The organism is Halanaerobium sp. ST460_2HS_T2 (assembly GCF_003337665.1).
Taxonomy (GTDB): Bacteria; Bacillota; Halanaerobiia; order Halanaerobiales; family Halanaerobiaceae; genus Halanaerobium; species Halanaerobium kushneri.
This window is the reverse complement of record NZ_QPJF01000014.1, coordinates 46,280-60,003: the sequence shown is the minus strand read 5'-3', so window position 1 is coordinate 60,003 and position 13,724 is coordinate 46,280. Positions and strand designations below refer to the sequence as shown.

Annotated in this window: 11 protein-coding genes; 2 read left to right on the top strand and 9 right to left on the bottom strand. The window is 36.0% G+C overall.

The features are described 5' to 3' along the window. Nucleotides 1-153 precede the first annotated feature (153 nt). From DFR80_RS08130 to DFR80_RS08100, 7 genes are all read right to left on the bottom strand, one after another. Entirely contained in the window at nt 154-798 is a 645-nt protein-coding gene (locus DFR80_RS08130) for an amino acid ABC transporter permease (RefSeq protein WP_076544693.1), read from the bottom strand. Further along, nucleotides 798-1,556: an amino acid ABC transporter ATP-binding protein gene (locus DFR80_RS08125; RefSeq protein ID WP_076544692.1), complete on the bottom strand. Its 759-nt coding sequence runs from the start codon at nt 1,554-1,556 to the stop codon at nt 798-800. Before DFR80_RS08125 ends, DFR80_RS08130 begins: the two co-directional genes overlap by 1 nt. Next, the gene (locus DFR80_RS08120; protein ID WP_076544691.1) at nt 1,546-2,232 is read right to left on the bottom strand and encodes an amino acid ABC transporter permease; all 687 of its coding nucleotides are present in this window, start codon (nt 2,230-2,232) and stop codon (nt 1,546-1,548) included. Before DFR80_RS08120 ends, DFR80_RS08125 begins: the two co-directional genes overlap by 11 nt. Nucleotides 2,233-2,455: 223 nt before the next feature. Then, nucleotides 2,456-3,190 (bottom strand): basic amino acid ABC transporter substrate-binding protein, encoded by a 735-nt coding sequence (locus DFR80_RS08115; protein ID WP_076544690.1) that lies wholly within the window; start codon nt 3,188-3,190, stop codon nt 2,456-2,458. 207 nt (nt 3,191-3,397) lie between these two features. Further along, entirely contained in the window at nt 3,398-4,063 is a 666-nt protein-coding gene (locus tag DFR80_RS08110) for an HAD family phosphatase (RefSeq protein WP_076544689.1), read from the bottom strand. 46 nt (nt 4,064-4,109) lie between these two features. After that, the gene (locus DFR80_RS08105) at nt 4,110-5,540 is read right to left on the bottom strand and encodes a Na+/H+ antiporter NhaC family protein (RefSeq protein WP_076544688.1); all 1,431 of its coding nucleotides are present in this window, start codon (nt 5,538-5,540) and stop codon (nt 4,110-4,112) included. A gap of 173 nt (nt 5,541-5,713) precedes the next feature. Next, nucleotides 5,714-7,099 carry an SLC13 family permease gene (locus DFR80_RS08100; RefSeq protein WP_114489680.1) on the bottom strand — a complete coding sequence of 462 codons (1,386 nt, stop codon included), beginning with the start codon at nt 7,097-7,099 and terminating at the stop codon, nt 5,714-5,716. Between the two features lie 251 nt (nt 7,100-7,350). On the opposite strand from DFR80_RS08100, the gene DFR80_RS08095 reads away from it, so the two are divergent. Together DFR80_RS08095 and mgrA are read left to right on the top strand one after the other, a co-directional pair. After that, entirely contained in the window at nt 7,351-8,739 is a 1,389-nt protein-coding gene (locus DFR80_RS08095; protein ID WP_158537699.1) for a glycosyltransferase, read from the top strand. A 126-nt stretch (nt 8,740-8,865) separates the two neighbouring features. After that, nucleotides 8,866-9,858 carry an L-glyceraldehyde 3-phosphate reductase gene (gene mgrA / locus DFR80_RS08090; protein ID WP_076544685.1) on the top strand — a complete coding sequence of 331 codons (993 nt, stop codon included), beginning with the start codon at nt 8,866-8,868 and terminating at the stop codon, nt 9,856-9,858. Between the two features lie 141 nt (nt 9,859-9,999). Here the strand turns inward: mgrA and DFR80_RS08085 are convergent, their stop codons facing one another. Continuing rightward, nucleotides 10,000-13,254: a hypothetical protein gene (locus tag DFR80_RS08085; RefSeq protein WP_114489678.1), complete on the bottom strand. Its 3,255-nt coding sequence runs from the start codon at nt 13,252-13,254 to the stop codon at nt 10,000-10,002. 36 nt (nt 13,255-13,290) lie between these two features. Then, the gene (locus DFR80_RS08080; protein ID WP_114489677.1) at nt 13,291-13,713 is read right to left on the bottom strand and encodes a WxcM-like domain-containing protein; all 423 of its coding nucleotides are present in this window, start codon (nt 13,711-13,713) and stop codon (nt 13,291-13,293) included. Nucleotides 13,714-13,724 lie beyond the last annotated feature (11 nt).

Here is a 13,724-nt window from a genome sequence, read left to right as displayed (position 1 = left end):
CCAAGCAATTTATGAAAATCAATCTGTTATTTATCAGAAAAAGACAGCTCCTGACCAGAAACTGCCTTTCAAAAACCCTTTTAGATTACATTTATTTCCTTTAATTAATTATAGCACTTTAATTTTAAGAAGACAAGATTATATACCTTAATTTTAAGGGATAGTAACTTTTTTCTCAATTTTATTAAAAAGATAAACAAAAATAACAATTACTACCAGATAAATTAAAGCTACAATAAAATAAACATTAAAAAACTGATAATTACGGCTGGCAATCAGCTTTCCTTCTGTCATTAATTCTTTGGCTCCAATTACATAAGCCAGAGAAGAATATTTAATCATATAAATAAACTCGTTAGTCCAGGAAGGAATTACCCGGCGCAGAGCCTGAGGTAAAATAATGTGTCTAATCCCCTGCCATTTAGTCATCCCGATTGATTGGGCTGCTTTAAGCTGGCTGCCGCTGATTGACTGAATTGACCCCCTTAAGTATTCAGCCTGATAAGCTCCACTGTTAATAATGAAACTGATCACTGCTGCTATGATTGGAGTCAGTCTAATTCCATAAGCAGGAAGTCCATAATAGATAATAAATAGCTGAACTAAAAGTGGGGTACCTCTAATAATCGAAATAAAAAGTCGAACCAGTGCTGAAACAAATTTATTTCCATAAATCTTACCCAGAGCCAGAAAAGTTCCCAGAACTGTACCGGAAAAACAGGAAATAATGGTTACAAAAACCGTTACCCCAAGTCCTCTTAAAAATAAAGGGTAATATTCCATAAAAATATCTAACATTATTTCTCACCCTCACCATATAAATTAGTCAGCTGGAAGAGAAATTCTTTGGTTCTTTTATGATCAGGATCGGTAAACAGTTTCTCAGGATCACCCTGTTCTACAATATTGCCACCCTCCATAAAAATTAGTTCATCAGCAACACTGCGGGCAAAACCCATCTCATGAGTTACAACAAGCATGGTCATCCCCTCTTCAGCCAAATTACGCATAACTTTAAGAACCTCTCCAGTCAGCTCTGGATCCAGGGCCGAAGTTGGTTCATCAAATAGAATAAGTTTAGGCTGCATTGCCAGAGCTCTAGCAATACCCACCCGCTGTTTCTGTCCACCTGATAACTGAGAAGGATAAGAATTAGCATAATCTTTAAGTCCAACCCGATCCAACTCAAATAAGGCAAGCTCTTCTGCCTCATTTTTATCCATCTTTTTGACTTTGGTCAGGCCAATCATTACATTACCTTTTGCTGTCAGGTGATTAAAAAGACCAAAATCCTGAAACACAAAACCAATCTGCTGTCTAATTTCATTTATGTTTTTGGCAGAAGTAATTTCAGTATCTTCAAGATAAATTTTACCTCTGGTGGGAGGTACCAGCCGAATAATATTATTTAAAACAGTACTCTTTCCGGTACCACTGGGACCAACAATAACCTTGGTCTCACCCTTATCAAGTGAAAATGAAATTCCTTTGAGAACCTCTTCATTTTCAAAGCTATGATGCAGATTTTCTATTCTCAATAAATGCTTAGTAGGCATCTGAATGTCCTCCTTCAATTCCTATCCCTGGAATTTGATATTTTTTCTCAAAAAGGGATAAACCACCGTTTACTATCGTAGTTAAAATAAAATAAATCGCAGCAATGGTTAAATAAATCACCATTGGCTCATTTGAAGTCGCAATAAAATACTCACCCTGTCTTAAAAGCTCAACCACCCCAATGGTAAAGGCAAGTGAGGTATCTTTGAGCACAATTGCAGACTCATTTGCCACCGGTGGAATTGCAATTCTAATTGCCTGGGGAGCAATAATATAAAAGAAAGCTTTCATTTTACTCATTCCCAAAGAACGGGCAGCCTTCATCTGAGACCCACCTACCGATTGAATTGCACCTCGATAAATCTGAGACTGATAGGCTGCTGATCTAAGTCCAATCCCAATAACTGCGGCTCTAAAAATTGGAATTCTTAATCCCAGCATTGGTAGACCATAATTTAAAAGTAAAAGCATTACCAGCAGGGGAATACTGCGAGCAAGACGCTCATAGACTGCAACAGTAGCCTGAAGTATTTTATTTCCATACACCTGAGCAAAGGCGATTGGTAACCCAACAACTATTCCGATTAAAAGACTCCAGAATGTCAGTTGTATTGTTACCAGGGTCCCTTCCAGAAGATAAGGTAGTGCACTTTTTATTAATTCTAAATTATTCATAATCTGTCCTTTCTAAAATTTTTTGATAAAAATTATTTAAGAATCCAATTTTACACCCTAAAGTTCAAGTGTTTTCTGCTGCTTAATAATTAAACTCTTGAGAACAAAATTGGCTCTAAACAAGTAATAAAATTATAAATTAAAAATATAAAAGGCCTTACTCCGCTGCAGGGTTCAGAAAACTTTCCAGACCCTGACAGCAGAGAAAAAGCCTGATCAGATTTTACTCAAAATACTTTTCAATCAACTTATCCATAGTTCCATTTTCAATAACTTTTGCCAGACCTGCATTGATTTCTTTAAGCAGTGCCTGATTATTTTTACCAACAGCAATACCATATTCTTCACCGGTAATTACTTCTGCTACAACATTAACCGGATTATTTTTGCTATAAGTTTCAGCAACAGGTTTATCTAAAACAGCTGCATCAATGTTTTGGTTTGCTAAGTCTCTGATAACAAAAACATAAGAATCATAATTTCTGAGCTCACCTGTTAAAATATCAGGTTTAACCAGTTTATCTCTGACCCAGGTATCACCTGTAGTTCCTGTCTGAACACCAATATCATTGGAACCAAACAAAACTGTTAAATCTTCTTCCGATCCTTCATGAACTAAAACTGACTGATTAGCAGAATAGTAAGGATCTGAAAATGATACCACTTCTTTCCTGGCATCAGTAATCGTCATTCCAGCCGCTACTATATCTAAACTACCTGAAGCAAGACCAGGAATTAAAGAGTCAAAACTTATATCTCTAAATTCAACTTCAAAGTCCTGCAGTTTTGCTATTTCTTTAACCAGATCAATATCAAAACCAACAATCTCACCCTTCTCTACATACTCAAAAGGTGGGAAACTTGCATTTGTTCCTACAACATAGCGCTGAGCCATAACCCCTGAGCTAAAAGCCAATACTGCCAGAATCACTAAAATTGTTACTAAAGTTTTTTTCATTTAACTATTTCCTCCTTTAAATTGATATTCTACCTTCTCGCTACTTTTAACCGGCGAAAAATGATAAAAATTAATCTTAAAATTCATTATACCACAATACTTTAATCAGCAAAAGTAATATTTTAATTTAATACAAGCTTTAATTTTCTGAAAAATTAATAGTTAAAACTAAAACGAAGATCTTTTTAAAGATCTCCGCTTGAATTATTATTTTAAGACTTTATTTAAATTATCCTGATTAAATTCTTCAATAATTAGATCAGCACTGGAAAGATCCTGACTTTCATCTTTAGCCCGGTTGAAACCAATTACCTTTGCTCCTGCTCGGTGAGCACCCTTAACTCCATTCTCCGAATCTTCAATTACAATGCATTCTTCCGGCTCAACTCCCAGTCTTTCTGCGGCCTCAAGAAAAATATCAGGAGCAGGTTTACCATTTTCAATAGCATTCCCATCTACATAACCTTCCATATACTTTTCAAGACCAAAACGTTGAAAAATATGCTCAATTACTGGCTCATAGGAAGAAGAAGCAATAATCATTTTATAACCGTGATCTTTAAAAAATTGAAACCACCCTTCAACTCCCGGCATCAATTCTAAATCTTCAGCTTCAGCCAGCCCCACGTAAGAACTATGAATATGATCTTCCATAAAATCTTCAATCTTATAATGAGAATACTCCTCTTTAACCTGATAACGATCTAAAATATCTGTCCAGATATCTTTTAGGTTGGCACCCATATGTCGATCATAGTCTTCCTGACTCAAATTGAAACCATACTTCTCATATATTTCTTCATTTATTTTTTCATAAATTGGTTCTGAATCAATAATTGTTCCATCCATATCAAAAATCACTGCTTTAATCATTAATTTATCACCCAATTATTTATAATTTTATATTTCTTTTTTAATATTATATCATAAATCCTGCCGCCAGATAAAGAACTAAAGCTATTGCCCCATTGGCCAGTGCATAAGGCAGCTGAGTATTTACATGATCAATATGATCTGAAGCAGAAGCCATTGAAGAAATAATAGTGGTGTCTGAGATTGGAGAACAATGATCTCCCATAATACCACCAGAAACTACAGCGCCAATTGTTGGATATAAAGGCGCACCCATTGCTACAGCCATTTGAATTCCAATTGGCATCATAATACCAAAAGTCCCCCAGCTGGTTCCGGTTGCAAAAGCCATCAAAGAAGCCATGATGAAAACTATTGCCGGTCCAAATGCTCCACTAACTCTACCTTCAACCAGAGAAGCCATATATTCTCCTGTCTCTAAATAACCAATTACATTTCCAATTGCAAAAGCTGTGATTAAAAGAATAGCCACCGGAACTATCGCTCCAATTCCCTGATATATATAATCAATATATTCTTTTAAACTCATAAGACCCTGAATAACATATAAAAATCCAGCAAAAGTAACTGCTGTAATAACAGCCCAAAAAACCGAGGTTGAACCTGAGCCCTGAAGTATATTTCCAGCTCCAGTTATGTAAAGACTAAGAGGCATCATAAAAATCAAAACTAAAATAGGCAAGATCATATTCCACATATTGGGAATAATGCCTTCTTTAGGAGGAGTAGCAGTTGCTTCCTCAGAAACCATTGGAGTAGCACCCTCTCTTAACAAAAGGCCTTTTTCAGCTGCTCTTTTCTCTGCTTTAGCCATTGGTCCCCAGTCATTGCCAGTCAGGATATAATAGCCAACTGCCAGAACTGCAATAATTGAATAAAATTGGAAAGGAAGCGATTTAGCCAGCAGCTCAGCAGAAGTTCCATCCACAACTCCGTTTGCTATCTGAACTCCAATTACCCCCATCAGCATAGCTCCCCACCCGTTAAGGGGAATCAAACCACAAACTGGTGCAGAGGTTGAATCACAAACATAAGCAAGTTTTTCGCGAGATACCTTATACTTATCTGTTAGAGGCCTGGCAACTGTACCGGAAACAAGACTGGTAATTGAGGACTCTATAAAAATGATCAGACCTGTAATATAGGCCAGAAGCAGAGCACCCCTTTTATCTTTAACAATATCTCTTTTTTGAGTAAGGTAATTTATAAATCCCTGCACTCCACCCGAAGCAGAAATTACAGTTATCAAACCTCCAACCATAAATGAAAAAATTATGGTTTTTGTAATCCAGGCTTCCGAGAAAATAGCCACAATTTCTTCTAAAGTCATATTAACAGCCGCAAAAAAAGACCAGTCAGTTAATATCATAGCACCCGAAAAAATACCTAAAATTAGTGAAATAAAAACCTGTTTTGTGGTTAAAGCAAGTAAAATCGCAATTAACGGTGGTAAAATACTCCATATACCATAGTCCATACTTTCCCTCCTCATAATTTATATTCCTGATATTAGCCTGCTGCTTCTGATTATCTAAATAAGCTCAAATCTTAAAAACAGCTTAAAATACCATTTACTATTATAACATAAATTTTCTGAAAAGTTTAGTTTATGGCTTAAAATTATATTGCACCTGCCCCTGTAAAAACTAATTAAATTAAACCTGTTAACTGCCACCAAAAGTATTCAAAAATAACAGTAATTAGAGATACTGCTGTTAGAGGAATGCCCAGCTTAATGACACTCTTTTCACTGTAATTACCATTTTCTTTTCCCATTCCAACCAGAATATTTAAATGATGAAAAGGGAGGATATAATGAGTACCAATTGCAGTATAGACAAAAAGAGCAGGTACCAAAGGATTAATACCACAGCTTTTGGCAAAAATAATAAAGGCTGGAATAGCTATTCCCATCACCGCAATTACACTTCCCAAAAACATGTGTAGAAAGATCGAAATTCCAGCTGTCATCAGGGCAAAAATCAACATATTATTTGGAGTTTGAGCCGGCAGTACTACTTCAGCCAGCCACTGATTCATCCCGGTTAGAGAACCTACCTTACCAATTGCTACTGCTGCCGTTAAAAAAATTAAGACTTTGATTGGAACCTGGTTCCAGTCTTCTTTTTTTAGTATATCTCCACTCACCGGCAGGCTCATCATTACTGCAATCGTCAGGGTAAGCCACCCCAGTTCAACACCATGAAATGAGTCCGTCATCCATAAAACCACAGCTACGATTAACCAGAAGACTGTCCGCTGCTCTTCTGCTGACATCATCCCTAAGTCTAATAATCTCTGCCCGATTTGTTTTTTATTGATCTCCACTTCTTCATCAGGCTGAAATAATTTTAAAATTACTAACATAGTTAATAAAGCTGCCAGTGCTGCTGGAGCTCCCATATATAAAAACCATCTTCCCCAGCTTAAATCAACTCCTGCAAACTCCAGTGTCATAAAATTAAGAGTACTTTCCCCCGTTAAAAAAATCATTGATATTGGAATGGAAGCTGCAAAAACAGTCAGCCCAATCTTGGAGGCATCCTTTTTGTTAATTCCAGCATTTTCAATTACTACTGACATAACGGACATAATGATAAATGCTCGCGGCCAGGGATGTGGAATAATCAGACTTAAAAGAAAGGTTAGAGCAAAAATAGAAACTATAATTGACCTGTAGGAATCCACAAAGTGAATAATAAATTTATAAGCAATCCTTTCCCCCAAACCTGATTGCTCTACTGCAGCTGCTATTAAATATGCCCCAATCACCAGATAGACCGTCTGGGAAGTCCAGAGAGAAAGGACTTCTTCTGCAGGAGCAATCTCAAAAATTAACATCAACATCAAAAATAGTGCTGCTACATAAGCTGAATCAGCCACTTTAGCAGCCCAGAAAATCACTGTCATCAGAGTTATGGAAAACATTTTCCGTCCGGCTAAAGAAAGACCGGGTAGATCGAGATTCCAGATAAGTAGAGCTACTGCTATTCCAATAAATAAAAAAACTGTGCGTTTGTCCTTAATTTTAACCACCACCAGTTGAATTTTAGACTATATAATTATTTTACAAGAAAAGTTAAAATAAAGCAAATTACTCAAGATTGTTTTCAAAAAAGTTGCCATTTTCCCGATTAATACTTTAATTAAATCTATGTATAAACTCAGCTGCTAATAATTTATTAATGGAATTTTTTAATAATATTTTAATATTTATGGTATAAAGTGATATAATAAATTAAGAGGTTAATAATAAATCATAAATGATATATTATGGAGATGGTTTTATGCAAACTATTAATTTGAAATCAAATTCTAAAACGTTATTTTTCTTAATTCACGGCTACACAGGTAGCCCAAACGATTTTAATGGTTTACCGGAATATTTGTCTAAAAACCTTGCAGTCGATGTTAAGGTAATGCTGCTTAAGGGCCATGGAACTCAAGTTCAGGATCTTGATAATATCAAATTAAAAGATTTTACTAATCAAATTGAGCCAGAGCTAAAAGCTGATTTAGAAAAATATGAACAAATTATTCTCGGGGGGGTTTCTTTTGGAGCTCAAATGGCAATGTATTTTGCCAGTAAATTTCCTGTTGATGGGGTCTTTAATGTCTGTCTCCCTTATAAATTAAAATTTCCTTTTAATTTACCGGGATTATCAATACTCAGCTTTTTCAAAAAATACTGGGAAAAACCGATCTCAAATCAGGAAAAAGAAATACGAAAACAAACATTTTATTATAAACAGATGCATGCAAATGGTCTAAAAATTGTTAAAAAAGCAAATAAATTATTAAAAACAGAGCTGCCTAAAATTAACTGTCCTGTTTTAACCATCTATTCTAAAAATGATCCGATCGGTAATTATAAAGCAATTGGTTATATCAGCCGTAAGATTGAGGCACCTCACTATATAAAAATTGTGGATAATAAAAATCATAATCTATTTTTTTCAAATAAAAGTTCTGAAATTTACGAAAATATTAGGGATTTTTATAAATCGATTAGCAGAGAAACGAAAAAAGAAGAAAATAAAATAGCTGCTATTATACCAGCCTATAATGAGGGGCAAAATATTAGTCGGGTTTTAGATATTTTAACTGAGACTGATATTTTAAATGAAGTTATAGTAATTGATGATGGCTCAACTGACAATACTTCCGAAGTCGTAAGCAGATTTAAAGAAGTAAAATTATTAAAAAATAATAGTAATCAGGGCAAAGCTCAATCAATGCAGCAGGGAGTTGAAAATACTGATGCAGAAATTTTATTTTTCTGTGATGCTGACTTAAAAGGTCTGACACCAGAAATTGTTGAGCAAATTGTTCAACCTGTTGTTAAAAGAAAATATGATATGTTCATTGGAGTAAGAAATAACGTTATGCAAAAAGCAGTAACTCTATTTGCTTTAAATTCCGGTGAAAGAGCCTTAAGGCGTGAACTTTGGAATAAATTGCCTGAACATTTTAAATACCGCTATCGTATCGAAGCCGGACTGAATTTTATAGCAAAAAGACAGGGAAACGGTTATAGCTGGCAAAAATTCGAATATTATCAAACTCTAAAAGAAAAGAAATATGGTTTTTTAAAGGGAACTTTACTGCGCTGGTGGATGAATATTGATGTAGCCTATGCCTATTTGTTAACTGTTTTTCAAAGATTGAAAGAATAATAATCTGTAATTGATCTCTACAGTTTAATTGTAGTCAATTTACATTTAATTACTGTCTCCTATTTGATATAATATAATTAGAATTGAATAAAAATTAAAATAAAAATTCCAAAAGGAGGTTTTTTGATGCCTTATTTAGCTGATGAAAATCGTTATGAAAAAATGGAGTACAATTACACCGGAAACAGCGGACTAAAACTTCCGGCAATTTCTTTAGGACTCTGGCATAATTTTGGTGGGGTTGATACTCTGGAAAATGCCCGCAAAATGCTGCGCAAAGCTTTTGATCTGGGAATTACTCACTTTGACCTTGCCAATAATTACGGACCACCGGCCGGTTCTGCGGAAGAAACAATGGGAATTTTAATGGAAAAAGATTTTAAACCCTATCGTGATGAATTAATTATTTCTTCAAAGGCTGGTTATTATATGTGGCCCGGACCTTATGGTGAATGGGGTTCTCGCAAATATTTGATTTCAAGTATTGATCAGAGTTTAAAAAGAATGGGACTTGATTACGTAGATATTTTCTATCATCACCGCCCGGATCCAGATACTCCACTTGAAGAAACAATCGGTGCTTTAAAACAGATTCAGGACCAGGGAAAGGCTCTCTATGTAGGGATCTCTAATTATAACTCCGAGCAAACTAAAGCAGCTGTAGAAGTTGCAGATAAAATGGGAGTTAATCTGCTTTTAAATCAATATAATTATTCAATTTTTGATCGCTGGTCAGAAGAAGAAGATCTTTTAGGCACACTGGAAGAGGTTGGAATGGGTTCAATTATCTTTTCGCCGCTGGCTCAGGGGCTTTTAACTGATAAGTACCTCGGTGGTATTCCGGAAGACTCCAGGGCTGCCAAAGAAAGCGGCTTCCTCAAAGAAGAAAGTATTACTGAAGAAAAATTAGACAAGGTAAGACAGCTTAATGATATTGCTGCTGACAGAGGCCAGAGTTTATCTCAAATGGCTTTAGCCTGGATCTTAGAACAGGGAGTTACTTCTGTTCTCGTAGGTGCCAGCAAGGTTGAACAGATTATCGAAAATGCTGGAACTTTAAATAACACAGGCTTTACCAACGAAGAACTGGCTGCAATTGAAGCAATAGTAGCCGACTAATTGGTGGCGAATACTAAAAAATTAATGAAGATAGTTAAAGGCTAAAACCCTGCTCAGGGCTTTAGCCTTTTTTAAAACTTTTAATTATTTTGTAGAATCTTTTATCTTAGTTTCTTTTTCTAACCGGCACTAGAAAGCATTCTAGGAACCTGATACTAAAAAGATATCTATTCTTTCAAATTCTCTATTTCTTATCTGGTAAGCAAGTTCTCCAATTATCTCCCCAGCTTCAACTTCAAACTCTTTACCATTAATGGCAGTTAATTTAAATTTAGAAATTTCGGCCTTATCCTCGCCAAATGTATCTTTTCGGCCTGGATTATGATAGATTACCAGAGTCTGACCTAAAAATCTGTGAGCAAATGCTGCTTCCGGAATCACTACTTCAGCTGCCTCAGTTTCACTTAACTGCAGTTTTACTTTTCTTTCATCTTCAGTAAATAAGTCTGCGCTTAATTTTGGTTCTGGCTGATAAATCAATTCATCATCCTCATACTTAAATGGCTGCTCACCAAAGGCCATCAAAGACCACATATTAATATATTCGGCAGTTGAACCGCTGAGTCTTGCTATATAACCGCGGCCGTGATTTTTAGTATCTCCGTTTAAACTGCTCAAAATAAAGGAAGAATTCTCTAAAATACTGCGCCCATATCTGTTTGGATCCTGAAATGGAACCAGTGCATCATTGATTGCCTGATAATATTCTTCATATAAGCCGCTCTTTAGAAGTTCCAGTAAATATTTATATTCCATGTGCAGCCAGATTGATCCATTTTCCAGCCAGCCAGGACTGAAGGCTCTTGCTCTTCCAATTTCATAGCTTTCTGCACTTAAATCACCATTAACTCTGTACATCTTAAGCTTCTCGTCAAATAGTTCACTATTTTGAACTGCTTTGGCAAGTTTTTGAGCTTTCTGATCATCTTTTAAAATTTTCATTCCTCTTACCTGAGCTTCCAGGAATGGCGGCAGTCTGTGCTGCTTAAATTTCTTAACAGCTACCTTTTCCAGTCCATTTTCTGATCTCTGACCGAGCTTTTCGTATTCTTCAGCCTGATAGCTGTAGTACATTGTAAAGAGTCCATTATCTTCTTCAGCCAGCCTTACAGCCCGCTCAAGTTTGGATTCAACTTTATTTAAAAAACCCATCATTTTTCTTATAGATACTGCAACTTCTCTGCCAGTTAGATCGGCAAATACCTGTTCTCGATATTCTTCTTTGATTTTACCGGCCTGCTGCCAGTAAAGGAAGTCCTGATCAGATTTAAGTTCAGTTAGCAGGTGATCAAGATTAGCAAAGAAATCATGGGTTTCTGCTGCCAGGGCAATTTCTGTTTCCAAATTGAGTTCAGATAGAGCCTCTGACATGAATCTAACCAGCCTCAGTAATTCCATTGTCTCAGCAATTGATGAGCCAAAAATACCGGGCAGTCCATTTAAAGCATCATACCAGCCGGGCTTATTAGCCTCCATTTCGACTCCCATTCCAGCAGGGTCAAGACTGGCAGTTTTATTGAGCACTAAAGTAAGGAGCTTGTTGAAAAGACTGGTATTATAAATTTCTCCTTTTTTAGTTCGCAGATAATATGGGAATTTACTGCGGGAAGCAATCTCTTCCTGTTTTTTCTTGTCTGCAGCAACCGCATTATACTGACGAACTCCATTTTCAGTTAAGAAATATTTATCACGGCGGGGTTTAACCCGAACATGGGAATCATAAAATGTATAATCCTGATCTTCAAAAAGAAGTCTTTCCTTTTTTTCCGGATATAAAGCCAGATAATTTTCGATTAAATCAAGGTTGTAGGTCCAGTGATCAACCCAGTAGCCTTCACCGAACTTAGCCTCTGTCCAACTTTCTGCTTCTTCAACTACAAGGTCTATAAAGTCAGTAAGAGAAGTTTTAGTTTCTAGATTATGGCTGTCAATGAAAACAGCAACTTCTCCTGGTGTAAAAGCTTTTTCCAGACGCTTTCTAAATTTATCCTTTGCCTCACCAGTAAGTTCTCCCATAACTTTTTCCAGAGCATTACTGTCAGTTAAGATGAATTTGCTTCCCTCAATTACCAGGGGATTATAGCCATCTGTCTGAATTAAATCGGCAAAAACTTTTAGATTATCTCTCTTAATTTCCGGGTTGAAATAGAGATCACAGCGTCTGTTCTGATTAACATCTCTAAAATTACCATTTCCCTGAGAGTAATATGTGGGCTCTAAAAGAAATTCATTATAATCTCTTTCTAAGTCACCGTGTTTGCGGGAGAAAATATGATAGGTCTTTTTATTTTCTTTCCCCAGTGTGAGTGGAAAACCACCCCGCAGCAGGTTATCCATAAAAGTCTGACGGCTGTAAGCATCAAGCTCTTTATTGCCGCTGACAGTAAAGATATGGTCTGCATAATAATTGTGGATCTTTTTTGATTCTTTACGCTTCTGCTCTAGATAATAGGATTCTAAAACTCTATCTTTAACTTCACTTAATCTCTCTTCATCAGCCAGATTACCAAAGACTGAAGCAATTTCTAATTTTTCACCAGCTTTTAATTTCTTTTCTGCGGCTGCCATAGCTGAGGGGAAGCGATTTTCTAAAATCTGTTCACCCTGATATTCAGCCAGTTTTTTTCTTGCAAACCCCGGTGCTGTCTCCAGACTGGTCTTTTCAGCAAAAATTACATCCCTGTCGACAAGTGGTGTTAAAAGTTGATTTCTGCTTCCCTTTTCAAAAGAAATATAAAAATTACCGGCTGTCATTTCTTTAACTTCAGCCTCATCTTCAGCCGAAGCTCTCAGCTTATAAAAGGGAGTTTTGGTCTCAAAAGAGTCAACTTTAGCCCAGGCAGAAATAGTCTGACTGACCTCTTTTAAAGCTCCATTTTCAATTCCGAAAGGAATTAAAACCGGCATTCCATCTAAAACTTCAAGCTTCCTTTCTTGATCAGAAGTGTTTTCTACCTTGACTTCTCTAACCAGGGCTCCAAAATCCTCATTGGGCAGAATATAATAGCTGACAGTAGTTTTTAAACCAAGCTCATTATTTTCTTCCTCAATTTTTAGAGAATCCGCTTCAATAATCATCTTACTTTCTATATTTTCATTTAAATTTCTAAATGCTTCATAAACTAAATTTTCCTCTTTTAATTTGATAAAGGTCCGAAAACCTTTAGTTGCCACATTCTGATAGGATTTATTAGCCGGATAAAACTCCATTATTGCATTATCCTTATCCCGAGAGCCAAAACTTGCAATTCCCTGGCCTCGATTTACATAAAAAGCCCAGATTGGGATTCCAAATTTACCTGCAATACCCGGCAGAAAACTGGCAAATGTTTTCTGATCCTGATAATTTTTTATAATAAATTGCCCTTCATCATTTAATGAATAAACATCTTTCATCATTTAACCTCCTGCACGATTTGCCTTTGTTAAAAGCTAAGAGAGATTCTGACTGAGTTCTACTAAACGCTGCTGTTGATTCTGGTTTAAATCAATTTCGGGCGAATTGCTGAGATCCGTATCCTGATTTTCTACTATTAAAACCATCGCCTCTTTACTCAGTGTATGGGTATGCCAGACAGATTTTTTTATATTATAGAGCTTAAAGGGCTCCATTTTTTGAGCATAAATATTCTCAATCTCTTCTTTTCCTTCAGCCAGAAAAAGAGTACATTCCCCTTTAAGCAGAATAAAAACTTCGTCAGTCTGATTGTGTTTCTGCATCTTATCTATATTTTCTACCAGCAGCTCCTCACAGTAGTTTAAAACAGCTACCCGCCAGCTATTAAAATCAATAACCGGCTGATATCCTTCTTCTGTATAGCTTTTAATTTCAATTAATTCTTCTCTTTTTCTCATATTATCACTTT